The sequence below is a fragment of the Neobacillus phoenicis genome (assembly GCF_047302305.1).
Taxonomy (GTDB): Bacteria; Bacillota; Bacilli; order Bacillales; family Cytobacillaceae; genus Neobacillus.
Genome location: NZ_CP154847.1, coordinates 316,057 through 341,198, shown reverse-complemented (window position 1 = coordinate 341,198; position 25,142 = coordinate 316,057). Strand labels below are relative to the sequence as shown.

The 25,142-nt window shown below is 41.0% G+C and carries 32 protein-coding genes; all 32 read left to right on the top strand.

Features of this window, described 5'->3' with window-relative positions:
* The first annotated feature begins 139 nt into the window (after window positions 1-139).
* The gene (rpoB, locus tag AA0X95_RS01735) at window positions 140-3,700 is read left to right on the top strand and encodes a DNA-directed RNA polymerase subunit beta (RefSeq protein WP_413304690.1); all 3,561 of its coding nucleotides are present in this window, start codon (window positions 140-142) and stop codon (window positions 3,698-3,700) included.
* A 227-nt stretch (window positions 3,701-3,927) separates the two neighbouring features.
* Entirely contained in the window at window positions 3,928-7,527 is a 3,600-nt protein-coding gene (rpoC, locus tag AA0X95_RS01730; protein WP_413304687.1) for a DNA-directed RNA polymerase subunit beta', read from the top strand.
* Window positions 7,528-7,692: 165 nt separating this feature from the next.
* Window positions 7,693-7,941, top strand: coding sequence for a 50S ribosomal protein L7ae-like protein (locus AA0X95_RS01725; RefSeq protein ID WP_413304684.1), 249 nt, complete (start codon window positions 7,693-7,695; stop codon window positions 7,939-7,941).
* A 103-nt stretch (window positions 7,942-8,044) separates the two neighbouring features.
* Window positions 8,045-8,467 carry a 30S ribosomal protein S12 gene (rpsL, locus tag AA0X95_RS01720; RefSeq protein WP_026565517.1) on the top strand — a complete coding sequence of 141 codons (423 nt, stop codon included), beginning with the start codon at window positions 8,045-8,047 and terminating at the stop codon, window positions 8,465-8,467.
* Between the two features lie 41 nt (window positions 8,468-8,508).
* Window positions 8,509-8,979: a 30S ribosomal protein S7 gene (rpsG, locus tag AA0X95_RS01715; protein ID WP_308081571.1), complete on the top strand. Its 471-nt coding sequence runs from the start codon at window positions 8,509-8,511 to the stop codon at window positions 8,977-8,979.
* A gap of 53 nt (window positions 8,980-9,032) precedes the next feature.
* Complete coding sequence (gene fusA, locus AA0X95_RS01710; RefSeq protein ID WP_413304680.1) at window positions 9,033-11,114, top strand: elongation factor G; 2,082 nt, start codon at window positions 9,033-9,035, stop codon at window positions 11,112-11,114.
* A gap of 129 nt (window positions 11,115-11,243) precedes the next feature.
* Window positions 11,244-12,431: an elongation factor Tu gene (gene tuf, locus AA0X95_RS01705; RefSeq protein WP_413304678.1), complete on the top strand. Its 1,188-nt coding sequence runs from the start codon at window positions 11,244-11,246 to the stop codon at window positions 12,429-12,431.
* 395 nt (window positions 12,432-12,826) lie between these two features.
* Entirely contained in the window at window positions 12,827-13,135 is a 309-nt protein-coding gene (rpsJ, locus tag AA0X95_RS01700) for a 30S ribosomal protein S10 (protein WP_007085291.1), read from the top strand.
* 38 nt (window positions 13,136-13,173) lie between these two features.
* A complete protein-coding gene (gene rplC / locus AA0X95_RS01695; RefSeq protein WP_413304675.1) occupies window positions 13,174-13,800 on the top strand; it encodes a 50S ribosomal protein L3 in 627 nt (208 codons plus the stop codon).
* Window positions 13,801-13,828: 28 nt separating this feature from the next.
* The gene (gene rplD, locus AA0X95_RS01690; RefSeq protein ID WP_413304673.1) at window positions 13,829-14,452 is read left to right on the top strand and encodes a 50S ribosomal protein L4; all 624 of its coding nucleotides are present in this window, start codon (window positions 13,829-13,831) and stop codon (window positions 14,450-14,452) included.
* On the top strand, window positions 14,449-14,736 hold the full coding sequence (gene rplW, locus AA0X95_RS01685; protein WP_307290695.1) for a 50S ribosomal protein L23: 288 nt from the start codon (window positions 14,449-14,451) through the stop codon (window positions 14,734-14,736). Before rplD ends, rplW begins: the two co-directional genes overlap by 4 nt.
* A gap of 29 nt (window positions 14,737-14,765) precedes the next feature.
* Window positions 14,766-15,596 (top strand): 50S ribosomal protein L2, encoded by an 831-nt coding sequence (rplB, locus tag AA0X95_RS01680; protein WP_308081565.1) that lies wholly within the window; start codon window positions 14,766-14,768, stop codon window positions 15,594-15,596.
* Window positions 15,597-15,656: 60 nt separating this feature from the next.
* Complete coding sequence (rpsS, locus tag AA0X95_RS01675) at window positions 15,657-15,935, top strand: 30S ribosomal protein S19 (protein ID WP_026565526.1); 279 nt, start codon at window positions 15,657-15,659, stop codon at window positions 15,933-15,935.
* 17 nt (window positions 15,936-15,952) lie between these two features.
* A complete protein-coding gene (rplV, locus tag AA0X95_RS01670; RefSeq protein ID WP_308081564.1) occupies window positions 15,953-16,294 on the top strand; it encodes a 50S ribosomal protein L22 in 342 nt (113 codons plus the stop codon).
* A gap of 3 nt (window positions 16,295-16,297) precedes the next feature.
* The gene (gene rpsC / locus AA0X95_RS01665) at window positions 16,298-16,954 is read left to right on the top strand and encodes a 30S ribosomal protein S3 (protein ID WP_308081563.1); all 657 of its coding nucleotides are present in this window, start codon (window positions 16,298-16,300) and stop codon (window positions 16,952-16,954) included.
* A 2-nt stretch (window positions 16,955-16,956) separates the two neighbouring features.
* Window positions 16,957-17,391, top strand: coding sequence for a 50S ribosomal protein L16 (gene rplP, locus AA0X95_RS01660; protein ID WP_307282803.1), 435 nt, complete (start codon window positions 16,957-16,959; stop codon window positions 17,389-17,391).
* Complete coding sequence (gene rpmC / locus AA0X95_RS01655; RefSeq protein WP_040203247.1) at window positions 17,381-17,581, top strand: 50S ribosomal protein L29; 201 nt, start codon at window positions 17,381-17,383, stop codon at window positions 17,579-17,581. Before rplP ends, rpmC begins: the two co-directional genes overlap by 11 nt.
* Window positions 17,582-17,603: 22 nt before the next feature.
* Window positions 17,604-17,867 carry a 30S ribosomal protein S17 gene (gene rpsQ, locus AA0X95_RS01650; RefSeq protein WP_309856954.1) on the top strand — a complete coding sequence of 88 codons (264 nt, stop codon included), beginning with the start codon at window positions 17,604-17,606 and terminating at the stop codon, window positions 17,865-17,867.
* A gap of 39 nt (window positions 17,868-17,906) precedes the next feature.
* A complete protein-coding gene (rplN, locus tag AA0X95_RS01645; protein ID WP_413304667.1) occupies window positions 17,907-18,275 on the top strand; it encodes a 50S ribosomal protein L14 in 369 nt (122 codons plus the stop codon).
* A 36-nt stretch (window positions 18,276-18,311) separates the two neighbouring features.
* The gene (rplX, locus tag AA0X95_RS01640; protein ID WP_413304664.1) at window positions 18,312-18,620 is read left to right on the top strand and encodes a 50S ribosomal protein L24; all 309 of its coding nucleotides are present in this window, start codon (window positions 18,312-18,314) and stop codon (window positions 18,618-18,620) included.
* A gap of 28 nt (window positions 18,621-18,648) precedes the next feature.
* A complete protein-coding gene (gene rplE / locus AA0X95_RS01635; protein ID WP_413304661.1) occupies window positions 18,649-19,188 on the top strand; it encodes a 50S ribosomal protein L5 in 540 nt (179 codons plus the stop codon).
* A gap of 24 nt (window positions 19,189-19,212) precedes the next feature.
* A complete protein-coding gene (locus AA0X95_RS01630; protein WP_034676107.1) occupies window positions 19,213-19,398 on the top strand; it encodes a type Z 30S ribosomal protein S14 in 186 nt (61 codons plus the stop codon).
* Window positions 19,399-19,427: 29 nt separating this feature from the next.
* Window positions 19,428-19,826: a 30S ribosomal protein S8 gene (rpsH, locus tag AA0X95_RS01625; RefSeq protein ID WP_283921071.1), complete on the top strand. Its 399-nt coding sequence runs from the start codon at window positions 19,428-19,430 to the stop codon at window positions 19,824-19,826.
* 31 nt (window positions 19,827-19,857) lie between these two features.
* Window positions 19,858-20,394 carry a 50S ribosomal protein L6 gene (rplF, locus tag AA0X95_RS01620; protein ID WP_308081558.1) on the top strand — a complete coding sequence of 179 codons (537 nt, stop codon included), beginning with the start codon at window positions 19,858-19,860 and terminating at the stop codon, window positions 20,392-20,394.
* 32 nt (window positions 20,395-20,426) lie between these two features.
* Complete coding sequence (gene rplR / locus AA0X95_RS01615; protein WP_413304658.1) at window positions 20,427-20,789, top strand: 50S ribosomal protein L18; 363 nt, start codon at window positions 20,427-20,429, stop codon at window positions 20,787-20,789.
* 24 nt (window positions 20,790-20,813) lie between these two features.
* Window positions 20,814-21,314, top strand: a complete 501-nt coding sequence (gene rpsE, locus AA0X95_RS01610) for a 30S ribosomal protein S5 (protein ID WP_098533200.1) — start codon at window positions 20,814-20,816, stop codon at window positions 21,312-21,314.
* Between the two features lie 13 nt (window positions 21,315-21,327).
* Window positions 21,328-21,510, top strand: a complete 183-nt coding sequence (rpmD, locus tag AA0X95_RS01605; RefSeq protein ID WP_307413407.1) for a 50S ribosomal protein L30 — start codon at window positions 21,328-21,330, stop codon at window positions 21,508-21,510.
* A 32-nt stretch (window positions 21,511-21,542) separates the two neighbouring features.
* Window positions 21,543-21,983 carry a 50S ribosomal protein L15 gene (rplO, locus tag AA0X95_RS01600; RefSeq protein WP_309856931.1) on the top strand — a complete coding sequence of 147 codons (441 nt, stop codon included), beginning with the start codon at window positions 21,543-21,545 and terminating at the stop codon, window positions 21,981-21,983.
* On the top strand, window positions 21,983-23,278 hold the full coding sequence (secY, locus tag AA0X95_RS01595) for a preprotein translocase subunit SecY (RefSeq protein ID WP_413304653.1): 1,296 nt from the start codon (window positions 21,983-21,985) through the stop codon (window positions 23,276-23,278). Before rplO ends, secY begins: the two co-directional genes overlap by 1 nt.
* A 57-nt stretch (window positions 23,279-23,335) precedes the next feature.
* Complete coding sequence (locus AA0X95_RS01590; RefSeq protein WP_413304651.1) at window positions 23,336-23,989, top strand: adenylate kinase; 654 nt, start codon at window positions 23,336-23,338, stop codon at window positions 23,987-23,989.
* On the top strand, window positions 23,986-24,732 hold the full coding sequence (map, locus tag AA0X95_RS01585) for a type I methionyl aminopeptidase (RefSeq protein ID WP_413304648.1): 747 nt from the start codon (window positions 23,986-23,988) through the stop codon (window positions 24,730-24,732). The genes AA0X95_RS01590 and map overlap by 4 nt, the downstream gene beginning before the upstream one ends.
* Window positions 24,733-24,915: 183 nt before the next feature.
* Window positions 24,916-25,134 carry a translation initiation factor IF-1 gene (gene infA / locus AA0X95_RS01580; RefSeq protein ID WP_007085268.1) on the top strand — a complete coding sequence of 73 codons (219 nt, stop codon included), beginning with the start codon at window positions 24,916-24,918 and terminating at the stop codon, window positions 25,132-25,134.
* Window positions 25,135-25,142 lie beyond the last annotated feature (8 nt).

Below are 25,142 nucleotides of genomic sequence, written 5' to 3'. Positions count from 1 at the left end.
AAAATAATAGTCAAAATGTGAAAATGTGGTTTTTGAGTAAAAAACCCTTTTTCTTTTTGTCTAATGAGAAGGGGTATTTTTTCCTTCCGGTAGACGTTAATAGATTTTTAAAAAACGCTTGATTTGAGGGGTGAATCAGTTGACAGGTCAACTAGTTCAGTATGGACGACACCGCCAACGAAGAAGTTACGCACGAATCAGTGAAGTTTTAGAATTACCAAATCTTATTGAAATCCAAACCTCTTCATATCAATGGTTTCTGGATGAGGGATTGCGTGAAATGTTCCAGGATATTTCACCGATCGAAGACTTTACTGGTAACCTATCACTGGAATTTATTGATTACAGCCTTGGCGATCCAAAGTATTCTGTAGAAGAATCAAAAGAACGGGACGTTACATATTCTGCTCCATTACGTGTAAAAGTACGTCTTGTAAACAAAGAAACAGGCGAAGTAAAAGATCAAGATGTATTCATGGGTGATTTCCCACTTATGACTGAAACTGGTACGTTCGTCATTAATGGGGCAGAACGCGTTATTGTTTCACAATTAGTGCGTTCACCGAGCGTTTACTTTAGTGGAAAACTTGATAAGAATGGAAAAAAAGGATTTACAGCAACTGTAATTCCGAACCGCGGCGCTTGGCTGGAATATGAAACAGATGCCAAAGATGTCGTATATGTGAGAATAGATCGTACTCGGAAACTGCCCGTTACGGTTCTTTTGCGTGCATTAGGCTTCGGCTCTGATCAAGAAATCATTGAATTGATCGGTGACAATGAGTATATTCGTAATACTCTTGAGAAGGACAACACAGAAGGTGTGGATAAAGCGCTTCTTGAAATCTATGAGCGTCTACGTCCAGGTGAACCACCTACAGTTGATAATGCAAAAAGCTTATTAGTTTCTCGTTTCTTTGATCCAAAGCGCTACGATCTTGCAAATGTAGGACGCTATAAAATTAACAAGAAGCTTCATATTAAAAACCGCTTATTTAACCAACGTTTAGCAGAATCGCTTGCCGATCCTGAAACAGGTGAAATTATTGCTGAAAAGGGAACTGTTCTAGATAGAAGAAACCTTGATAGAATTATTCCTGCTCTTGAAAAAAACATTAATTTCAAAGGCTTCAATCCTGTTGGCGGTGTGGTTGAAGATGAAATCACTTTACAGGGAATTAAGATTTATGCACCTGGTGATGAAAATGAAAAAGTAATTAATGTATTGGGTAATGCCTATGTGGCAGAGCCAATTAAAAATATTACACCTGCAGATATCATTGCTTCCATCAGCTACTTCTTCAACTTATTGCATGGAGTTGGTGATACAGATGATATCGACCATTTAGGTAACAGACGTCTTCGTTCTGTTGGTGAATTGTTGCAAAATCAATTCCGTATCGGTTTATCCCGTATGGAACGTGTAGTACGTGAAAGAATGTCTATTCAAGATACGGCAACAATCACTCCACAGCAGCTAATCAATATTCGTCCTGTTATCGCGTCAATTAAGGAGTTCTTCGGAAGCTCCCAGTTATCTCAGTTCATGGATCAAACAAATCCACTTGCTGAGTTAACGCATAAGCGTCGTCTATCAGCACTCGGACCTGGTGGTTTAACACGTGAGCGTGCAGGATTTGAAGTTCGTGACGTTCACTATTCCCACTATGGCCGTATGTGTCCGATTGAGACGCCGGAAGGTCCAAACATTGGTTTGATCAACTCATTATCATCTTATGCAAAAGTAAACCGTTTCGGATTTATTGAAACACCTTACCGTCGTGTTGATCCTGACACTGGCAAGGTAACAAGCCGTATCGATTACTTAACTGCAGATGAAGAAGATAATTATGTAGTTGCACAGGCGAATTCCCGTCTTGGTGATGATGGATCGTTTATTGATGCAGATATTGTTGCGCGTTTCCGTGGTGAGAACACTGTTGTTAATCGCGACCGTATCGATTATATGGATGTATCGCCAAAACAGGTTGTTTCTGCCGCAACAGCTTGTATTCCGTTCTTAGAAAACGATGACTCCAACCGTGCCTTGATGGGTGCGAACATGCAGCGTCAAGCAGTACCACTTATGCAGCCAGAGGCTCCAAGAGTTGGTACAGGTATGGAATATGTATCAGGAAAAGACTCCGGTGCAGCCGTCATCTGTAAGACAGACGGTATCGTAGAGCACGTTGAAGCTCGTGAAGTTTGGGTTCGTGAAATGAAAGAAGTGGATGGCCAAGAAGTAAAAGGCGATCTGAAGAAATATCGTTTATTAAAGTTTATCCGTTCTAACCAAGGTACTTGCTACAACCAACGTCCAATCGTTGCTGTTGGTGACCGAGTGAAAAAAGGCGAAATCCTTGCTGATGGTCCTTCAATGGAACTAGGAGAGTTAGCCCTTGGACGTAACGTACTAGTTGCCTTCATGACTTGGGATGGTTATAACTATGAAGATGCGATCATTATGAGTGAACGTCTTGTAAAAGATGATGTGTATACATCCATTCATATTGAAGAATATGAGTCAGAATCTCGTGATACAAAGCTAGGACCTGAAGAAATTACTCGTGATATTCCAAACGTAGGTGAAGATGCACTTCGTAACCTGGATGAGCGCGGTATTATTCGTACAGGTGCCGAAGTAAAAGATGGTGACCTTCTAGTTGGTAAAGTAACGCCAAAAGGTGTGACAGAATTAACGGCTGAAGAACGTCTTTTACATGCAATCTTTGGAGAAAAAGCCCGTGAAGTACGTGATACATCATTACGTGTGCCACATGGCGGCGGCGGTATTGTTCATGATGTTAAAGTCTTCAATCGTGAAGATGGCGACGAACTGCCACCAGGTGTTAACCAGCTTGTCCGCGTTTATATCGTTCAGAAACGTAAGATTCATGAAGGAGATAAAATGGCGGGCCGACATGGTAATAAAGGGGTTATCTCAAGAATTTTACCAGAAGAAGATATGCCTTATTTACCAGATGGTACACCAGTCGATATCATGTTAAACCCATTAGGGGTACCTTCACGTATGAACATCGGACAGGTGCTTGAGCTTCACCTTGGTATGGCTGCAAGAGCACTTAATATTCACGTTGCTACTCCGGTATTTGACGGTGCGCGTGAAGAAGACGTTTGGGGAACAATTGAAGAAGCAGGAATGGCTCGTGATGCGAAAACTGTTCTATATGACGGTCGCTCTGGAGAACCATTCGATAACCGAGTATCCGTTGGTGTCATGTATATGATCAAACTAGCGCACATGGTTGACGATAAACTTCATGCGCGTTCAACTGGACCATACTCTCTTGTTACACAGCAACCACTTGGTGGTAAAGCACAATTTGGTGGACAGCGTTTCGGAGAGATGGAGGTATGGGCACTCGAAGCTTACGGTGCTGCATATACTCTTCAAGAAATCCTTACTGTTAAGTCGGATGACGTTGTTGGTCGTGTGAAAACATACGAAGCCATTGTCAAAGGCGAAAATGTTCCTGAACCTGGTGTTCCAGAATCATTTAAAGTATTAATTAAAGAACTTCAGAGCTTAGGTATGGATGTAAAAATCCTATCTGGTGATGAAGAAGAAATAGAAATGCGCGACACGGAAGACGAGGATGACTTACAACAAGTCGATACGTTGAATATTATCCCTGATGCACCAAGCCTTGAATCTGAAAAAGTAGGTTCAAAAGAGTAATTAATTAATATTTAGCAACAGCGCACATCTATTGTGTGTGCGCTGTTTTGTTTTTCAAACTTGTCTAGTTGCAGCGCGCAGCCCCTCGGGGTCAAATAACCTCCAGCCAAAAAGTCAAAGGGCGACTTTCCGGCTGGAGAACAATTGACTGTCGGGGCTAACCCGCGCGCTTCCGCTTTTCTTAGCACTAAGGGTAGAACCTGAAGATCGAAAGGGAGGTAGGCCCCTTGCTTGACGTTAATAATTTTGAGTATATGAAAATTGGTCTTGCTTCACCGGATAAAATCCGTTCATGGTCATTCGGAGAAGTGAAAAAGCCAGAAACCATTAACTATCGTACGTTAAAGCCTGAAAAGGACGGTTTATTCTGCGAACGTATTTTTGGTCCAACGAAGGATTGGGAATGTCATTGCGGTAAATATAAGCGTGTCCGTTATAAAGGCGTTGTTTGTGACCGATGTGGGGTTGAAGTAACTCGTGCAAAAGTCCGTCGTGAGCGTATGGGTCACATCGAACTTGCTGCACCTGTATCACACATATGGTATTTCAAAGGAATCCCGAGCCGAATGGGACTTGTTCTAGATATGTCCCCTCGTGCATTAGAAGAAGTTATTTACTTCGCTTCTTATGTAGTGACAGAATCAGGAGATACTGCTCTTGATAAAAAGCAACTTCTATCTGAAAAGGAATATCGTGCCTATCGTGAAAAGTACGGAAACAAATTCCAAGCTGCCATGGGTGCTGAAGCGATTAAAAAACTTCTTTCTGATATCGATTTAAATAAAGAAGTAGATATTTTAAAGGAAGAACTTAAAACAGCACAAGGTCAACGTCGTACACGTGCGATTAAACGCCTTGAAGTGTTAGAGGCATTCCGCGGTTCTGGAAACGAACCTGACTGGATGATTCTTGACGTACTGCCTGTTATTCCTCCTGAACTTCGTCCAATGGTACAACTGGATGGAGGTAGATTTGCTACTTCTGACTTAAACGATCTATACCGTCGAGTAATTAACCGTAACAACCGCTTAAAGCGTCTATTAGACCTTGGTGCACCAAGCATCATCGTTCAAAATGAAAAGCGTATGCTCCAAGAAGCAGTTGATGCCTTGATTGATAACGGTCGTCGTGGCCGTCCAGTTACAGGACCTGGTAACCGTCCATTAAAATCACTTTCACATATGTTAAAGGGTAAACAAGGACGTTTCCGTCAAAACTTGCTTGGTAAGCGTGTTGACTATTCCGGTCGTTCCGTTATCGTTGTAGGTCCAAACTTAAAAATGTATCAATGTGGTCTTCCTAAAGAAATGGCACTTGAACTCTTCAAGCCATTTGTAATGAAGGAGCTTGTAGAAAAAGGTTTAGCCCATAATATCAAATCAGCTAAACGTAAAATTGAACGCGTCTCTCCAGATGTATGGGATGTACTTGAAGATGTAATTAGAGAGCATCCAGTTCTCTTGAACCGTGCCCCTACATTGCATAGACTAGGTATCCAGGCGTTTGAACCAACACTTGTTGAAGGAAGAGCAATTCGCCTTCACCCACTTGTATGTACAGCATACAATGCGGACTTCGACGGTGACCAAATGGCTGTTCACGTACCACTTTCATCTGAAGCGCAAGCGGAAGCTAGATTATTAATGCTTGCAGCGCAAAATATCCTAAACCCTAAGGATGGTAAACCGGTTGTTACTCCTTCGCAGGATATGGTGTTAGGTAACTATTACTTAACTCTAGAACGTGAAGGTGCAGTTGGTGAGGGTATGATTTTCAAAGATACAAACGAAGCTATACTTGCATATCAGAATGGATTTGTTCATTTCCATACTCGTGTAGCTGTTCATGCTGGATCATTAGGAAATGAGACTTTCACAGAAGAACAAAATAATAAGCTACTAATAACTACGGTTGGTAAACTTATTTTTAATGAGATTCTTCCGAAGTCATTCCCATATATCAATGAACCAACTAGACATAACCTAGAAGTTGAAACACCTGTTAAATATTTCGTAGAAAAAGGTGAAGATATTCTAGCGAAAATCAAGGCGATGCCATTAGTAGATCCGTTCAAGAAGAAAATCCTTGGTAATATCATTGCAGAAGTATTTAAGCGATTCAAAATTACTGAAACGTCTAAAATGCTTGACCGCATGAAAGACCTTGGCTTTAAACATTCTACAAAAGCGGGTATTACAGTTGGTGTATCTGATATCGTCGTACTTGGTGAGAAGCAACAAATTCTCCAAGAAGCGCAAGGTAAAGTAGATAACGTTACAAAACAATTCAGACGTGGTCTTATTACCGAAGATGAGCGTTATGATCGTGTAATTGCGATATGGTCTCAAGCTAAGGATGTTATTCAAGGCAAGTTGATGAAATCCTTAAATAAGACGAATCCAATTTTCATGATGAGTGATTCCGGTGCCCGTGGTAACGCATCTAACTTTACACAGCTTGCTGGTATGCGTGGTCTGATGGCCAACCCTGCTGGTCGTATCATTGAGTTACCAATTAAATCAAGTTTCCGTGAAGGCTTAACCGTATTAGAGTACTTTATTTCTACACACGGTGCGCGTAAAGGTCTTGCCGATACAGCCCTTAAGACAGCTGACTCAGGTTACTTAACTCGTCGTCTCGTGGACGTTGCACAAGATGTAATTGTTCGTGAAGATGATTGTGGAACCGACCGCGGCTTTACAATTAGTGCATTGAAAGACGGTACAGAAATCATTGAAGGCCTTGATGAGCGTTTAATTGGCCGTTATGCACGTAATGCAATCAAGCATCCTGAAACAAAAGAAGTACTTGTTCCTGAAAACGGCTTAATTACAGAAGATTTAGCAGAAATTATTGTCGGTGCAGGAATTGAAACAGTAAAAATTCGTTCTGCATTTACTTGTAATACACGCCATGGTGTATGTAAGAAATGTTATGGCCGTAACTTGGCAACTGGTCAGGAAGTTGAAGTGGGTGAAGCAGTTGGTATTATTGCTGCACAATCCATTGGTGAACCAGGAACACAGTTAACCATGCGTACCTTCCATACGGGCGGTGTTGCGGGAGACGATATTACCCAAGGTTTACCGCGTATCCAAGAGATTTTTGAAGCGCGTAACCCTAAAGGTCAAGCTGTTATCTCTGAAATTGAAGGTGTAGTTGTTGGAATTAATGAAGGACGTGACCGTCAGCATGAAATCGTTGTTCAAGGCGAAGTTGAATCACGTACTTATAACGCTCCATACACAGCACGTTTAAAAGTTGCGATCAATGATAAGGTTGCTCGTGGTCAAGAACTTACTGAAGGTTCAATTGATCCTAAAGAGTTAATCAAAGTCAAAGACGTTACCTCTGTTCAAGAGTACCTATTGCGCGAAGTACAAAAAGTATACCGCATGCAAGGGGTAGAAATTGGCGATAAACACGTAGAAGTAATGGTTCGCCAAATGCTACGTAAAATCCGCGTTAGTGATGCAGGTGAAACAGAAGTACTTCCAGGTACCCTGCTTGATATTCACCAATTCACTGATGCTAACGAAAAGGCGTTACTTGAAGGTAAATTGCCTGCTACAGGACGTCCAGTGTTACTTGGTATTACAAAAGCATCTCTTGAAACAGATTCATTCTTGTCTGCAGCATCCTTCCAAGAAACAACAAGAGTTCTTACAGATGCAGCGATCAAAGGCAAGCGTGATGAGTTACTCGGCTTGAAGGAAAATGTTATCATCGGTAAGCTTGTTCCTGCTGGAACGGGGATGCAACGCTACCGTAAAGCGGAGCCAGTGCTTCGTGATACAACCTCTGAAGAGACCGTTGCAATTGATTAATTAACATAGTGGTACCTGCACAATTGCGGGTACCCTATTTTAAGCATAAAATTTACCAAATGCTGTCTTGAATAAAATATCGAAACATTTGTTGACAACTATTTGGTAAGATGATACTATATCAAAGGTGCTCCTATTCACCTGATACTTTGGAGAATATGATTTATGTCTTATGAAAAAGTATTACAGGCACAAAAGTTTGTTATAGGAACAAAACAAGCAGTTAAAGCACTTAAGGAAGGTAATGTACAAGAGTTAGTCGTTGCAAGCGATGCTGAACCAAAGGTTACAGCGAAAGTCGTAGAAGTAGCTCTTGGCATAGAAGTTCCGGTTCGATATGTTGATTCGATGAAAAAGCTCGGAAAAGCATGTGGAATTGAAGTTGGTGCTGCAGCTGTCGCTATTATCCGTTAAAAACTGTTTTTGTAGATAGAGTAGTCTGCAAAAACTTTGTTTTTGCAAAAAAATGAACCACCTGGATGTGTGGGCTTACAAAAAATGAAGGGAGGAAAAATACATGCCTACTATTAACCAACTTGTGCGCAAGCCTCGTCAATCAAAAGAGGAGAAGTCAAAATCACCTGCGCTAAACAAAGGTTATAACAGTTTCAAGAAATCACAAACAAATGTATCTTCACCACAAAAACGTGGAGTATGTACTCGTGTTGGTACAATGACTCCAAAGAAACCAAACTCAGCGTTACGTAAATATGCACGTGTACGTTTGACGAATGGTATCGAGGTGACTGCATACATTCCTGGTATTGGCCACAACCTTCAAGAGCACAGTGTTGTTCTTATTCGCGGAGGACGTGTAAAAGACTTACCAGGGGTACGTTATCACATCGTACGTGGAGCACTTGATACTGCTGGTGTAAACAACCGTATGCAAGGTCGCTCAAAATATGGTACTAAGAGACCGAAAGCAGCTAAGAAATAATTACTACTTTAATAATAGCTTCTTTGAAAGGAGGAAAATATATGCCACGTAAAGGTCCTGTAGCAAAAAGAGACGTGTTACCAGATCCGCTTTACAATTCAAAATTAGTTACTCGTTTAATCAACAAAATGATGGTTGACGGTAAAAGAGGTAAGTCACAAGAAATTCTTTACTCAGCGTTTGATACTATTCGCGAACGTACTGGCAAAGAGCCAATGGAAACTTTTGAAGCAGCTATGAAAAACATCATGCCTGTATTAGAAGTTAAAGCTCGCCGTGTAGGTGGTGCAAACTACCAAGTACCAGTTGAGGTGCGTCCTGATCGCCGTACAACTCTTGGTCTTCGTTGGTTAGTAAACTACGCTCGTCTACGCGGTGAAAAGACGATGGAAGAGCGTTTAGCTAATGAAATCATGGATGCAGCTAACAACACTGGTGCATCTGTTAAGAAGCGTGAAGATACACACAAAATGGCAGAAGCGAACAAAGCGTTTGCTCACTATCGTTGGTAATCTAACCTTCAATATAAATAATTTCATTCCAAACTAGGAAGGAGAAAGACCAAATGGCAAGAGAGTTCTCCTTAGCAAACACACGTAATATCGGTATCATGGCTCACATCGATGCCGGTAAAACGACTACCACTGAGCGTGTTCTTTATTACACTGGTAAGATTCATAAAATCGGTGAAACACATGAAGGCGCTTCTCAGATGGACTGGATGGAGCAGGAGCAAGAACGCGGAATCACAATCACTTCCGCAGCAACAACTGCACAATGGAAAGGCCACCGCGTTAACATCATCGACACACCAGGACACGTAGACTTCACGGTTGAAGTTGAACGTTCCCTACGTGTACTTGATGGTGCGGTAGCTGTACTAGATGCACAGTCTGGTGTTGAGCCTCAAACTGAAACAGTTTGGCGTCAAGCAACAACTTACGGTGTACCACGTGTTGTATTCGTAAATAAAATGGATAAAATCGGGGCTGACTTCCTTTATTCTGTAGGAACAATCCACGACCGTTTACAAGCGAACGCACATCCTATTCAGTTACCTATTGGTGCTGAAGACCAATTCGAAGCTATCATTGACCTTGTGGAAATGAACGCTGTATTCTACGGAAACGATTTAGGAACTGATATTGAAGTTCGTGAAATCCCAGAAGAATATATGGCGCAAGCTGAAGAATATCGCGAAAAACTAGTTGAAGCAGTAGCTGAATTAGATGAAGAGTTAATGGAAAAGTACCTTGGTGGGGAAGAACTCACTAAAGAAGAACTAAAAGCAGGGATTCGTAAAGGTACTGTTAACGTTGAATTCTACCCAGTAATCTGTGGATCAGCTTTCAAAAACAAAGGTGTTCAGTTAATGTTAGATGCCGTTATCGATTACCTTCCATCTCCACTAGATGTACCTGCAATCAAAGGTCATGCGATTGATGATGAAGAAGATGTAATTGAACGTCATTCTAGCGATGAAGAGCCATTCTCTGCTCTTGCATTTAAAGTTATGACTGACCCTTATGTTGGTAAATTAACATTCTTCCGTGTTTACTCTGGTACTTTAGAATCTGGATCATATGTTCAGAACTCAACTAAAGGCAAGCGTGAGCGTATCGGACGTATTCTACAAATGCATGCGAACAGCCGTCAAGAAATCTCTAAGGTTTTTGCTGGTGACATCGCTGCCGCTGTAGGTTTGAAAGATACAACTACTGGTGATACTCTTTGTGATGACAAAAACCCTGTTATCCTTGAGTCAATGCAATTCCCAGAGCCTGTAATTCAACTTTCAGTTGAACCTAAGTCAAAAGCTGACCAAGACAAAATGACAACAGCTCTACAAAAACTTCAAGAAGAAGATCCAACATTCCGTGCGCATACTGACCAGGAAACTGGACAAGTAATCATCGCTGGTATGGGTGAACTTCACTTAGATATCATCGTTGACCGTATGCGTCGCGAATTTAAGGTTGAAGCTAACGTAGGTGCACCTCAGGTAGCGTACCGCGAAACTTTCCGTGCTTCTGCACAAGTTGAAGGTAAATTCGCACGTCAATCTGGTGGTCGTGGACAATATGGTCACGTTTGGATTGAATTCTCACCTAATGATGAAGGTAAAGGATTCGAATTCGTAAACGGTATCGTCGGTGGTGTTGTTCCTCGTGAATACATCCCTGCTGTTCAAGCTGGTCTTGAAGATTCACTTGATCGTGGAGTTCTTGCTGGATATCCATTAGTTGATATTAAAGCTCGTCTATTTGACGGTTCTTACCATGATGTTGACTCATCTGAGATGGCGTTTAAGATTGCCGCTTCAATGGCTCTTAAAAATGCTGCGTCTAAGTGTAGCCCAGTTATCCTTGAACCTATGATGAGGGTTGAAGTTGTTATCCCTGAAGAATACCTAGGGGATATCATGGGACAAATCACTGCACGTCGTGGTCGCGTTGAAGGTATGGAAGCACGCGGTAACGCACAAGTAGTTCGTGCAATGGTTCCACTTTCAGAAATGTTTGGTTATGCAACAGCACTTCGTTCAAGTACTCAAGGTCGTGGAGTATTCTCTATGCACTTCGATCACTACGAAGAAGTACCAAAATCAGTTTCTGAAGAAATTATCAAAAAAAATAAAGGTGAATAATTGATTTTCACCTTTGTTTAAAGTATAACTACTTATGTAAGAATAGAAACTGTGAAATATGGACAAACATTTTCGCAGTTTCTACCTAATATACTTAAAACTTTTATAATCCAAAGGAGGATTTTCCAAATGGCAAAAGCTAAATTCGACCGTTCAAAGCCACACGTTAACATTGGTACAATCGGACACGTTGACCATGGTAAAACTACTTTAACTGCTGCAATCACTTCTGTACTTGCTAAATCAGGTAAAGCAGAAGCTCGTGCATACGATCAAATTGATGGTGCTCCAGAAGAAAAAGAGCGTGGTATCACAATCTCTACTGCACACGTTGAGTATGAAACTGATGCACGTCACTACGCACACGTAGACTGCCCAGGACACGCTGACTATGTTAAAAACATGATCACTGGTGCTGCTCAAATGGACGGCGGTATCTTAGTAGTATCTGCTACTGATGGTCCAATGCCACAAACTCGTGAGCACATCCTTCTTTCTCGTCAGGTAGGCGTACCTTACCTTGTTGTATTCATGAACAAGTGTGATATGGTTGATGACGAAGAACTTCTTGAATTAGTAGAAATGGAAATTCGTGATCTATTATCAGAATACGATTTCCCTGGCGATGACACTCCAGTTATCAAAGGTTCTGCTCTTAAAGCATTAGAAGGCGAAGCAGAGTGGGAAGAAAAAGTTCTTGAACTTATGACTGCTGTTGACGAATTCATCCCAACTCCAACTCGTGACACTGACAAGCCTTTCATGATGCCAGTTGAGGACGTATTCTCAATCACTGGTCGTGGAACAGTTGCTACAGGACGTGTTGAGCGTGGTGTAGTTAAAGTTGGTGACGTAGTTGAAATCGTAGGTTTCACTGAAGAGCCAAAATCTACTACTGTAACAGGTGTAGAAATGTTCCGTAAGCTTCTTGATTATGCTGAAGCTGGTGACAACATTGGTGCCCTTCTTCGTGGTGTTGCTCGTGAAGAAATCGAGCGTGGACAAGTTTTGGCTAAGCCAAAATCAATCACTCCACACACTAAGTTCAAAGCACAAGTTTACGTTTTAACTAAAGAAGAAGGTGGACGTCATACTCCATTCTTCTCTAACTACCGTCCACAATTCTATTTCCGTACTTCTGATATCACTGGTATCTGTAACCTTCCAGAAGGTACTGAAATGGTAATGCCTGGTGACCACATCGAAATGACTGTTGAGCTAATCGCTCCAGTTGCGATCGAAGAAGGAACTAAGTTCTCAATTCGTGAAGGTGGCCGTACAGTAGGTTCAGGTTCAATCACTTCAATCACTGAGTAATATTTATATAAGAAAGCAGATGGGTGACGATCCATCTGCTTTTTTGTGTCTTCATATCTGAAAAATTTTCGAGTTTCTTCTATATAAATATAATCAAAAAATTCGTTAATCATCACTAGTAATTAGGATATTATTGGAGAATGATATTTTCAGTTGAAAAAGTATTTTTCACCCGCTATAATAGGAAAAGTGTTCAGTACAAAAACATAAAGAAAAAAATCGTAATTAATGTTGCGTTTGTTCTATGTTTTATGTATAATAGACAATGTTGGTCTTTGACTGCGATGATGTGGAAGGTTGCTGACACACCCGGCCGCTTTGCCATGGCGAGTGTGTGGGAAATTTCCACTGAGAATGTCTATTTATAAAAATAGGCGAATAAAGGAGGGAAAATAATGGCAAAACAAAAGATTCGTATCCGTTTAAAAGCTTATGATCACAGAATTCTTGATCAATCTGCAGAAAAAATCGTTGAAACAGCAAAACGTTCAGGTGCGGCAGTTTCTGGTCCAATTCCGTTACCAACAGAAAAGTCTGTTTACACGATTCTACGTGCGGTTCATAAGTACAAAGATTCTCGTGAGCAGTTCGAAATGAGAACTCATAAGCGTCTAATCGACATCGTTAACCCAACTCCACAAACAGTTGATGCGTTAATGCGTTTAGATTTACCATCTGGCGTTGATATTGAAATTAAACTTTAATCTAAATAAACAAACATTCTATAGGAGGTGTGACTTAAATGACCAAAGGAATCTTAGGAAGAAAGATTGGTATGACTCAAGTATTTGCAGAAAACGGCAACTTAATCCCTGTAACTGTTGTTGAGGTAGCTCCAAACGTAATTCTTCAAAAGAAATCAGTTGATAGCGATGGATATATTGCTGTTCAAGTTGGTTTTGAAGACAAACGTGAAAAGTTATCTAACAAACCTGAAAAAGGACATGTTGCTAAAGCAAACACTGCTCCTAAGCGCTTCATTCGCGAATTCCGCGGAGACGACTTAGCAGGATATGAAGTTGGTCAAGAAGTCAAAGTTGATATTTTCGCTGCAGGCGATATCGTAGATGTAACAGGAATCTCAAAGGGTAAAGGTTTCCAAGGTGTAATTAAACGCCACGGACAATCACGCGGCCCGATGGCTCACGGTTCTCGTTATCACCGTCGCCCTGGATCAATGGGACCTGTTGCTCCAAACCGTGTATTCAAAGGTAAATTATTACCAGGACGCATGGGTGGAGATCAAGTTACTGTTCAAAACCTTGAAGTTGTAAAAGTTGACGTTGAACGCAACTTACTTCTAATCAAAGGTAACGTACCAGGCGCTAAAAAAGCATTATTAAAAATTAAAGGTGCGGTAAAAGCATAAATAGTTCTTAAGAAAGGAGGAACAAGGAATGCCTAAAGTAGCATTATTAAACCAAAACGGTTCACAAGTTGGTGAAATCGAACTTAATGAAGCAGTTTTTGGTATTGAGCCTAACCAACACGTATTATTCGAAGCAATTGTTATGCAAAGAGCTTCATTACGTCAAGGTACTCATAAAACTAAAATTCGTTCTGAAGTACGCGGCGGTGGTCGTAAACCATGGCGTCAAAAAGGAACTGGCCGTGCACGTCAAGGGTCAATTCGTTCTCCACAATGGCGCGGAGGTGGTACTGTATTCGGTCCAACACCACGCAGCTACAGCTATACTTTACCAAAGAAAGTACGTCGCTTAGCGATTAAATCTGCATTATCTTCTAAAGTACAAGATGAAAACATCTTAGTTTTAGATAGCTTAGCATTCGAAGCACCAAAGACAAAAGATTTCAAAGCTGTATTAGCTGGTCTTTCTGTTGAAAAGAAAGCTTTGATTGTTACTGCTGACCTAGATGAGAATGTAGCACTTTCTGCTCGTAACATTCCTGGTGTAACAGTAGTAATAGCTAATGGAATTAACGTATTAGATGTTGTGAATCATGATCAATTAATCATGACTAAAGCAGCGGTTGAAAAAGTAGAGGAGGTGCTTGCATAATGGATGCACGCGATATCATTAAGCGCCCCGTTATCACTGAGCGTTCTACTGACCTAATGGCTGAAAAGAAATATACGTTTGAAGTTGATGTTAGAGCTAACAAGACTCAAGTCAAAGATGCAATCAAAGAAATCTTCGGCGTTGAAGTTGAGAAAGTAAACATCATGAACTACAAAGGTAAGTTCAAGCGTATGGGTAAATTCGGCGGATATACAAACAAACGTCGTAAAGCAATTGTAAAATTAACTGCTGACAGCAAAGAAATCGAATTCTTTGAAGCATAAGAACCTAACAAGAAGAGGAGGGAAATAAAATGGCGATTAAAAAGTACAAACCTACCTCTAATGGTCGTCGCGGAATGACTACTTCTGATTTCGCAGAAATCACAACTAGCACTCCAGAAAAGTCTCTATTAGCTCCATTAACGAGAAAAGGCGGCCGTAATAACCAAGGTAAGTTAACTGTTCGTCATCAAGGTGGCGGCCATAAGCGTCAATATCGTATCATCGATTTCAAGCGTAACAAAGATGGCATTCCTGGACGCGTTGCCACTATCGAGTACGATCCAAACAGATCTGCAAATATTGCATTAATCAATTATGTGGATGGAGAAAAGCGTTATATCTTAGCTCCTAAAAATCTACAAGTTGGCATGGAAGTAATGTCTGGCCCTGAGGCTGATATTAAAGTAGGTAATGCTCTTCCATTAGCTAACATTCCTGTTGGTACAGTAGTACACAACATCGAGTTAAAACCAGGTAAAGGTGGTCAGCTAGTTCGTTCTGCTGGTACATCTGCTCAAGTACTTGGTAAAGAAGGTAAATACGTATTAGTACGTTTAACTTCTGGTGAAGTTCGTATGATCCTTGCTGAGTGCCGTGCTTCTATCGGTCAAGTAGGTAACGAACAACACGAACTTATCAACATTGGTAAAGCTGGTCGTTCTCGTTGGTTAGGTAAACGCCCAACTGTACGTGGATCAGTAATGAACCCTAACGATCACCCACACGGTGGTGGTGAAGGACGTTCACCAATCGGACGTAAGTCACCAATGACTCCTTGGGGTAAACCAACTCTTGGTTACAAAACTCGTAAGAAGAAAAACAAATCAGATAAGTTTATTGTACGTCGTCGTAAAAAATAACGGGACTTTCCTACGGTTCAAAGAAAGAACCGTAGAACAGTCACGAAGGGAGGTTCCTTCATGGGTCGCAGCTTGAAAAAAGGACCATTTGTTGATGATCATTTAATGGTTAAGGTCGAAAAGTTGAATGAAACTGAGAGTAAACAAGTTATTAAAACTTGGTCTCGCCGTTCTACGATCTTCCCACAATTTATCGGCCACACAATCGCAGTTTATGATGGTCGCAAACATGTGCCTGTATATGTTACTGAAGACATGGTAGGACACAAGCTTGGAGAATTCGCTCCAACACGTGCTTACAAAGGCCATGGTAACGATGATAAGAAAACAAGACGTTAAGAGAGGAGGGCATCCAAATGCAAGCTAAAGCTGTTGCAAGAACAGTTCGTATTGCTCCTCGTAAAGCACGTTTAGTCGTTGATTTAATCCGAGGAAAGCAAGTTGGTGAAGCGGTGGCGATTTTAAATCTCACTCCTAAGGCTGCTTCTCCAATCGTAGAAAAAGTATTAAAATCAGCTATGGCAAATGCTGAGCACAACTATGAAATGGACGTTAACAACCTAGTTGTTACTCAAGCATTCGTTGATGAAGGACCGACACTTAAACGTTTCCGTCCTCGCGCTATGGGCCGTGCAAGCCAAATTAACAAACGCACTAGCCACATTACAATCGTTTTATCAGAAAAGAAGGAGGGATAAGCTGTGGGTCAAAAAGTAAATCCAGTCGGTTTGCGTATCGGAATCATCCGTGATTGGGAATCTAAATGGTACGCAGGTAAAGACTTCGCTACTCTTTTACACGAAGACCTTAAAATTCGTGAGTACATCACGAAACGTTTAAAAGATGCTTCTGTTTCTAAAGTAGAAATCGAACGTGCTGCTAACCGTGTGAATGTTACAATCCATACAGCTAAGCCTGGTATGGTTATCGGTAAAGGCGGTACTGAAGTTGAAGCACTTCGTAAAGCTCTAAATCAACTAACTGGCAAACGTGTTCATATCAACATTCTTGAAATCAAGAGAGCTGATCTTGATGCGAAATTAGTTGCTGAAAATATTGCTCGTCAATTAGAAAACCGTGTATCTTTCCGTCGTGCACAAAAGCAAGTTATCCAACGTGCTATGCGTGCTGGTGCGAAAGGTATCAAAACAATGGTATCTGGTCGTCTTGGTGGCGCTGATATCGCTCGTTCTGAACATTACAGCGAAGGAACTGTTCCACTTCATACTCTTCGCGCTGATATCGACTATGCTACAGCTGAAGCTGATACAACATATGGTAAGCTTGGCGTAAAAGTATGGATCTATAAGGGAGAAGTCCTTCCTACTAAGAAGAAAAATGCGGAAGGAGGCAAATAATCATGTTATTGCCAAAACGCGTAAAATATCGCCGTCAACACCGTGGTAACATGCGTGGTAACGCTAAAGGCGGTACTGAAGTAACTTTCGGTGAATACGGCCTACAAGCACTAGAAGCTTCTTGGATCACAAACCGTCAAATCGAAGCTGCTCGTATTGCGATGACACGTTACATGAAACGTGGCGGTAAAGTTTGGATTAAAATTTTCCCACATAAGCCTTACACTGCTAAGCCATTAGAAGTGCGTATGGGTTCCGGTAAAGGTGCTCCAGAAGGCTGGGTAGCTGTTGTTAAGCCTGGAAAGATCATGTTCGAAATTGCTGGCGTTTCTGAAGAAATCGCACGTGAAGCACTTCGACTTGCAATGCACAAACTTCCAGTAAAATGTAAGTTTGTAAAACGAGAAGAAATTGGTGGTGAATCAAGTGAAAGCTAATGAACTACGTGACCTTACCACTGCAGAAATTGAACAAAAAGTTAAATCATTAAAAGAAGAGCTTTTCAACCTTCGCTTTCAATTGGCGACAGGACAACTTGAAAACACAGCTCGTATTCGTGAAGTACGCAAATCGATTGCTCGCATGAAGACAGTTGTTCGTGAAAGAGAAATCAGCGTTAACAAGTAATAATTGAGAGGAGGTTCACACAATGAGTGAACGTAACCAACGCAAGGTTTACACAGGACGCGTAGTTTCTGACAAAATGGATAAGACTGTTACTGTTCTTGTCGAGACATATAAAAAGCATCCATTATACGGTAAACGCGTTAAGTACTCTAAAAAGTTTAAGGCTCATGATGAGCAAAACCAGGCTAAGACTGGCGATGTAGTTCGTATTATGGAAACTCGCCCACTTTCAGCTACAAAACGCTTCCGTTTAGTAGAAGTAGTAGAAAAAGCAGTAATTATTTAATGGTTCGGATTATGTTCATTCCGAAGGGAGGTTACACACATGATTCAACAAGAATCACGTTTAAAAGTTGCTGACAACTCTGGTGCTCGTGAAGTACTTACGATTAAAGTTCTTGGAGGTTCTGGTCGCAAAACTGCTGGTATTGGTGATGTGATCGTATGTACAGTAAAACAAGCAACACCAGGTGGCGTTGTTAAAAAAGGTGATGTTGTTAAAGCTGTTATTGTACGTACAAAGAGCGGTGCTCGCCGTAATGATGGTTCTTACATTCGTTTTGATGAAAACGCATGTGTAATTATCAAAGACGACAAAAGCCCACGTGGAACTCGTATCTTCGGACCAGTTGCCCGTGAACTTCGCGATAGCAACTTTATGAAAATTGTTTCTTTAGCTCCAGAAGTATTATAATTTCAAAATTAATTGCCTTTAAGGAGGTGCGCACAGATGCATGTAAAAAAAGGTGATAAAGTAAGAGTCATCTCTGGTAAGGATAAAGGCAAAACAGGTATAATCCTAGCTGCTTATCCTAAAGAAAGCCGTGTACTAGTTGAAGGTGTTAACATTGTTAAAAAACACGCTAAGCCTTCTCAAGTGAATCCACAAGGCGGAATTATCAGTTTTGAGGCTCCTATTCATGTATCAAACGTAATGCCTATCGATCCTAAGTCAGGTAACCCAACTCGTGTAGGTTACACTGCGGTTGATGGCAAAAAAGTACGCGTAGCAAAATCCGGTGAAGTTTTAGATAAATAGTTTAAATTTTAGAAGGGAGGTACAATAAGTGAACCGCCTAAAAGAAAAATTTGTTAAAGAAGTTACTCCTGCTCTTATGAGCAAGTTCAACTATAAATCAGTTATGGAAGTTCCTAGACTTGAAAAAATCGTTGTGAACATGGGTGTTGGTGACGCGGTAGCAAACGCTAAGGCGCTTGATAATGCAGTTGAAGAGCTTGCAACTATCACTGGTCAAAAACCATTAGTAACTCGTGCGAAAAAATCAATCGCTGGCTTCCGTCTTCGTGAAGGTATGCCAATCGGTGCAAAAGTTACTCTTCGCGGTGAGCGCATGTACGAATTCTTGGATAAATTAGTTTCAGTTTCTTTACCTCGTGTACGTGACTTCCGTGGAGTTTCTAAAAAAGCTTTCGATGGTCGCGGTAACTATACTTTAGGGATTAAAGAACAATTAATCTTCCCAGAAATTGATTACGATAAAGTAACCAAAGTTCGTGGTATGGATATCGTTATCGTAACGACTGCTAACACTGATGAAGAATCTCGTGAACTTTTAACTCAATTTGGAATGCCATTCCAAAAGTAATCGTTAAATAATGGAGGCGAAAACGTGGCTAAAAAGTCAATGATTGCGAAACAAAAGCGCACGCCTAAATATGCAGTACAAGAGTATACACGCTGCGAACGTTGTGGCCGTCCACACTCTGTATACCGTAAATTTAAGCTTTGTCGTATTTGTTTCCGCGAATTAGCGTACAAAGGACAAATTCCTGGTGTTAAAAAAGCTAGCTGGTAAAACCCAAGTCTGGGAAGGAGGTAAAAATAATGGTCATGACAGATCCAATTGCTGATATGCTTACTCGCATTCGTAATGCGAACATGGTACGTCACGAAAAGTTAGAAGTGCCTGCTTCTAATCTGAAAAAAGAAATTGCTGAAATTTTAAAGCGCGAAGGTTTCGTACGTGACGTCGAATTTATCGAAGACAACAAACAAGGTATTATCCGTATCTTCTTAAAGTACGGTGCAAATAACGAACGTGTTATTACTGGTCTTAAGCGCATAAGCAAGCCTGGACTTCGAGTTTACGCTAAATCAAATGAGGTACCACGCGTTCTTAACGGTCTTGGTATCGCTTTAGTATCAACATCACAAGGTGTTATTACAGATAAAGAAGCTCGTGCAAAGCAAGTCGGCGGAGAAGTATTAGCTTACGTTTGGTAATCGAGTTTTTGAATGAATGGAGGTGCACTAAATGTCTCGCGTAGGAAAAAAACCAATTGAAATTCCAGCAGGTGTTACTGTTACTTTAAACGGTAGTACTGTAACTGTTAAAGGACCTAAAGGCGAATTAACTCGTACTTTTAATCCTGATATCACAATCAACGTTGAAGAGAACGTTGTAACGATCGCTCGTCCATCTGACGTGAAAGAACACCGCGCGTTGCACGGTACAACTCGTGCAGTGATTGCGAACATGGTTGAAGGTGTTTCCAACGGATTTACAAGAAACCTTGAATTAATCGGGGTTGGATATCGTGCTCAAAAGCAAGGTAACAAGCTTGTATTAAACGTAGGTTACTCTCACCCAGTTGAAATTGAACCTGAAGCTGGCCTTGAAATCGAAGTACCTGCTAATACAAAAGTTATTGTAAAAGGTACTGATAAAGAACGTGTTGGTGCATTAGCTGCCAACATCCGCGGAGTACGTCCTCCAGAGCCTTATAAAGGTAAAGGGATCCGTTACGAAGGCGAAAACGTTCGTCGTAAAGAAGGTAAAACAGGTAAGTAATGCCGCATAGGTAAACGAAAGGAGTGACGTAAATGATTACGAAGCAAGATAAAAACGCTACTCGCAAGAAAAGACATGCTCGTGTTCGTGCGAAACTTAGCGGTACTTCTGCTCGTCCACGTCTAAACGTGTTTCGTTCAAATAAGCATATTTATGCTCAATTAATCGATGACATGGCTGGAGTAACTTTAGCAAGTGCTTCTACTAAAGAAAAAGATTTCGGTCTTGAATCTACTAGTAACGTTGAAGCAGCACAAAAGGTCGGAGAATTAGTCGCTAAACGTGCGGTAGAAAAAGGTATCACTTCTATTGTCTTTGATCGTGGAGGATACCTATACCACGGACGTGTGCAAGCATTAGCTGATGCTGCTCGCGAAAACGGCTTACAATTTTAATAGACAAAGGAGGGACACAAAAAGATGCGTCGTATTGATCCAAACAAACTTGAACTAGAAGAACGCGTAGTAACGGTTAACCGTGTTGCGAAAGTTGTTAAAGGTGGACGTCGTTTCCGTTTCTCTGCTCTTGTAGTAGTTGGGGATAAAAACGGTCATGTAGGATTTGGTACTGGTAAAGCTCAAGAGGTTCCAGATGCAATCCGTAAAGCCATCGAAGATGCAAAGAAAAACTTAGTCGAAGTGCCAATGGTTGGAACTACAATTCCTCACCAAGTAATTGGACGCTTTGGTGCTGGCGAAATCCTTCTAAAGCCTGCTTCTGAAGGTACAGGAGTTATCGCTGGTGGTCCAGTTCGTGCCGTTCTTGAATTAGGTGGAGTTGCTGATATTCTTTCTAAATCATTAGGAACTAACACTCCAATTAACATGGTTCGTGCAACTATTGACGGATTAAAACAATTAAAACGTGCTGAAGACGTAGCGAAATTACGTGGTAAATCAGTAGAAGAACTGTTAGGATAAGGAGGGAAATCAAATGGCGAATAAACTTTTAATTACCCTCAACCGTAGTGTAATTGGTCGCCCTGAGGACCAACGCGCGACAGTTACTGCATTAGGTTTACGTAAATTAAATCAAACAGTTGAGCATCAAGATAACGCTGCGATTCGCGGTATGATTAATAAAGTTGCTCACCTTGTAACAGTTAAAGAACAATAATTGATTCTTTTCTTTCATAAGGAGGTGCCAATATGAAACTTCATGAATTAAAACCTGCCGAAGGTTCTCGTAAAGAGCGTAAACGTTTAGGACGTGGTATCGGTTCTGGTCAAGGGAAGACCGCGGGTAAAGGTCATAAAGGACAAAATGCTCGTTCAGGCGGTGGTGTACGTTTAGGTTTTGAAGGTGGTCAAACACCTTTATACCGTCGTTTACCAAAACGCGGATTTACAAATGTCAGCCGCAAAGAATATGCTGTTGTCAATCTTGATGCATTAAATCGCTTTGAAGAAGGTACAGAAGTTACTCCAGAACTTCTTATCGAAACAGGCGTTGTAAGTAACGAAAAAGCAGGAATCAAGATTCTTGCTAAAGGGAACGTAGAGAAAAAGTTGACTGTAAAAGCTCACAAATTCTCCTCTGCTGCTAAGGAAGCGATCGAAGCTGCTGGTGGAACTACTGAGGTGATCTAATGTTCCAGACAATCTCCAATTTTATGCGCGTGGGTGATATACGACGTAAGATCTTATTCACCCTCTTAATGCTAGTCGTCTTTCGACTAGGTACATTTATTCCTGTACCGAATGTTAATGCTGATGTACTTGCTAGTCAGGATAAGCTTAGTGTTTTCGGTATTTTAAATACCTTTGGCGGTGGAGCATTGAAACAATTCTCCATCTTTGCAATGGGTATTATGCCGTATATCACAGCTTCCATTATCATTCAGTTGTTACAAATGGACGTTGTTCCTAAATTCACGGAATGGTCCAAGCAAGGTGAATCTGGTCGTCGTAAGATTGCACAATTCACTCGCTATTTCACTGTTGTGCTTGGATTTATCCAAGCATTAGGTATGTCATACGGCTTTAATAACTTAGCAAGCGGTCGTTTGATTGAAAGTCCTGGAATTGGAACGTATCTACTGATTGCCGTTACACTTACTGCTGGAACATCTTTCTTGATGTGGTTAGGTGAGCAGATCACTGAAAAGGGTGTAGGAAATGGTATTTCCATTATCATCTTTGCAGGGATCGTTGCTGGAATGCCTTCAACTATCAATCAAATTTATGTTCAGCAGTTTGAAAACGCAGGAGAAGCTTTATTTTTACGTATTGTAACTGTTGTTTTAATAGCTCTTGCTGTTATTGCAATTGTTGTGGGTGTTATTTTCATCCAACAAGCTAATCGTAAAATACCAATTCAATATGCAAAACGTGTTGTTGCTGGAAAGAATCCTGTTGGAGGACAGTCTACACACATGCCGTTAAAAGTTAACGCTGCAGGTGTTATCCCTGTTATCTTCGCAGTTTCATTCATTGTAACACCAAGAACTATTGCATCATTTTTTCCAACAAATGATGTAACACTTTGGATTAACAGAAATCTAGATTATTCTCATCCACTTGGGATGACGCTATATGCAGCATTAATTATCGCGTTCACTTATTTCTATGCTTTTATCCAAGTTAACCCTGAACAAGCAGCGGAAAACTTACAGAAGCAAAGCGGCTATATCCCAGGCATTCGTCCTGGTAAGAGTACGCAGGAATACTTAACTCGCGTTTTATATCGATTAACTTTTGTTGGTGCAATCTTCCTAACCATCATTGCAGTACTTCCTACTATTTTTATTAAAATAGCGAATTTACCGCAATCGGCTCAAATTGGGGGAACAAGTCTTTTGATCGTTGTCGGCGTTGCGCTTGACACGTACAAACAACTTGAAGCTCAACTGGTTAAACGTCATTATAAAGGATTTATAAAGTAATGGTTTTGGGGACTATTGTTCCCTAAAACCCATTTATAGCACGAGGGGGGAACACGTGTGAATTTAGTTTTAATGGGGCTACCTGGTGCAGGTAAAGGTACTCAAGCTGAACGAATCGTCGAAAAATACGGCATCCCTCATATCTCTACTGGAGATATGTTCCGTGCAGCGATGAAAGAAGGAACCGAACTAGGGTTACAAGCAAAATCTTTCATGTACAAAGGTGAACTTGTTCCTGATGAAGTAACAATCGGCATTGTACGTGAACGTTTAAGTAAAGATGACTGTCAAAAGGGATTCTTACTAGACGGCTTTCCTAGAACAGTACCTCAAGCAGAAGCGTTAGAGAATCTACTAGCTGATCTTAATAAAAAGATTGACTATGTGATTAATATCGACGTGGATAAAAGCATTTTAATGGATCGTTTGACTGGAAGACGTATTTGCAAGGACTGTGGTTCGACTTATCATTTAGTTTTTAATCCTCCTGCAAAAGAGGGTGTCTGCGACCGCTGTGGCGGTGAGCTGTACCAACGAGCTGACGATAATGCTGAAACAGTTCAAAATCGCTTAGACGTTAACATCAAGCAATCTGCACCATTATTAGGTTTTTATGAGGATAAGGGCTATTTACGCACAATTGATGGCCAACAAGATATTAATAAAGTATTTATTGATATCGAGGAATTACTTGGGGGCTTAGCTGAATGATCATTTGTAAAACCCCTAAGGAAATTGACATCATGCGGGAAGCCGGTCGAATAGTTGCTTTGACTCATCAGGAGTTGAAGAAACATATCGTTCCAGGTATGACAACGCGTGAATTGGACAGAATTGCTGAAGAGTTTATTCTCAGCAGGGATGCTTTTCCTTCGTTTAAAGGGTATAATGGTTTTCGCGGCAGTATCTGTGCAAGTGTGAACAACGAACTTGTTCATGGAATTCCTGGTGACCGTGTCCTAAATAAGGGCGATATTATTAGTATCGATATCGGTGCTAAGTATAACGGCTATCATGGTGATTCAGCATGGACGTATGCTGTAGGAACGATTGATGAAAATTCCCAGCGTCTTCTCGACGTAACAGAGGAGTCACTTTATCAAGGCTTAAAGGAAGCTAAACCGGGCGAGCGACTCTCGAACATCTCCCATGCGATACAAAAGTATGTGGAAGCAAATGGTTTTTCTATTGTACGTGAGTATGTGGGGCACGGAGTAGGGCAAGACTTACATGAGGACCCAGATATTCCTCATTTTGGTCCACCAAACAAAGGTCCTGTATTAAAGCCTGGTATGGTCCTTGCAATTGAACCGATGGTGAATGCCGGAAGCCGGTATGTAAAAACATTGGCTGACGATTGGACGGTTGTGACAGTAGATGGAAAATGGTGTGCACATTTTGAGCACACGATTGCGATCACTGAAACAGGTTTTGAAATATTAACTAAAATTTAGTGTTTTATGACCAGACCCATTCTAATCCGAAATATTTGTAATTTGTAATAGTTACTAGAGGACAGAATGCTACTCATTATGTTAAAATTGTAAGGTTGCAGGATTACGTATGAAGAATTGACCCAATGCGCCCTACTATGTATTGGCGAACGCTATTCTGAATAGAGAAGGGAGACGAGACCGATGGCCAAAGATGATGTAATTGAAATTGAAGGTAAAGTAATTGAAACTTTGCCAAATGCAATGTTTAAGGTAGAATTAGAAAATGGTCATACTGTGCTAGCTCATGTTTCTGGCAAAATTCGAATGCACTTCATTCGAATCCTTCCGGGTGACAAGGTGACTGTTGAGCTTTCTCCATATGACTTAACACGCGGAAGAATTACTTACCGCTTTAAATAATCAGCTTG

Coding starts and splice junctions, on each gene's coding strand:
- AA0X95_RS01725 (WP_413304684.1), top strand. CDS start 7,693: ATGTCTTATGAAAAAGTATTACAGGCACAAAAGTTTGTTATAGGAACA.
- rpsL (WP_026565517.1), top strand. CDS start 8,045: ATGCCTACTATTAACCAACTTGTGCGCAAGCCTCGTCAATCAAAAGAG.
- rpsG (WP_308081571.1), top strand. CDS start 8,509: ATGCCACGTAAAGGTCCTGTAGCAAAAAGAGACGTGTTACCAGATCCG.
- fusA (WP_413304680.1), top strand. CDS start 9,033: ATGGCAAGAGAGTTCTCCTTAGCAAACACACGTAATATCGGTATCATG.
- tuf (WP_413304678.1), top strand. CDS start 11,244: ATGGCAAAAGCTAAATTCGACCGTTCAAAGCCACACGTTAACATTGGT.
- rpsJ (WP_007085291.1), top strand. CDS start 12,827: ATGGCAAAACAAAAGATTCGTATCCGTTTAAAAGCTTATGATCACAGA.
- rplC (WP_413304675.1), top strand. CDS start 13,174: ATGACCAAAGGAATCTTAGGAAGAAAGATTGGTATGACTCAAGTATTT.
- rplD (WP_413304673.1), top strand. CDS start 13,829: ATGCCTAAAGTAGCATTATTAAACCAAAACGGTTCACAAGTTGGTGAA.
- rplB (WP_308081565.1), top strand. CDS start 14,766: ATGGCGATTAAAAAGTACAAACCTACCTCTAATGGTCGTCGCGGAATG.
- rpsS (WP_026565526.1), top strand. CDS start 15,657: ATGGGTCGCAGCTTGAAAAAAGGACCATTTGTTGATGATCATTTAATG.
- rplV (WP_308081564.1), top strand. CDS start 15,953: ATGCAAGCTAAAGCTGTTGCAAGAACAGTTCGTATTGCTCCTCGTAAA.
- rplP (WP_307282803.1), top strand. CDS start 16,957: ATGTTATTGCCAAAACGCGTAAAATATCGCCGTCAACACCGTGGTAAC.
- rpsQ (WP_309856954.1), top strand. CDS start 17,604: ATGAGTGAACGTAACCAACGCAAGGTTTACACAGGACGCGTAGTTTCT.
- rplN (WP_413304667.1), top strand. CDS start 17,907: ATGATTCAACAAGAATCACGTTTAAAAGTTGCTGACAACTCTGGTGCT.
- rplX (WP_413304664.1), top strand. CDS start 18,312: ATGCATGTAAAAAAAGGTGATAAAGTAAGAGTCATCTCTGGTAAGGAT.
- rpsH (WP_283921071.1), top strand. CDS start 19,428: ATGGTCATGACAGATCCAATTGCTGATATGCTTACTCGCATTCGTAAT.
- rplF (WP_308081558.1), top strand. CDS start 19,858: ATGTCTCGCGTAGGAAAAAAACCAATTGAAATTCCAGCAGGTGTTACT.
- rplR (WP_413304658.1), top strand. CDS start 20,427: ATGATTACGAAGCAAGATAAAAACGCTACTCGCAAGAAAAGACATGCT.
- rpsE (WP_098533200.1), top strand. CDS start 20,814: ATGCGTCGTATTGATCCAAACAAACTTGAACTAGAAGAACGCGTAGTA.
- rpmD (WP_307413407.1), top strand. CDS start 21,328: ATGGCGAATAAACTTTTAATTACCCTCAACCGTAGTGTAATTGGTCGC.
- rplO (WP_309856931.1), top strand. CDS start 21,543: ATGAAACTTCATGAATTAAAACCTGCCGAAGGTTCTCGTAAAGAGCGT.
- secY (WP_413304653.1), top strand. CDS start 21,983: ATGTTCCAGACAATCTCCAATTTTATGCGCGTGGGTGATATACGACGT.
- map (WP_413304648.1), top strand. CDS start 23,986: ATGATCATTTGTAAAACCCCTAAGGAAATTGACATCATGCGGGAAGCC.
- infA (WP_007085268.1), top strand. CDS start 24,916: ATGGCCAAAGATGATGTAATTGAAATTGAAGGTAAAGTAATTGAAACT.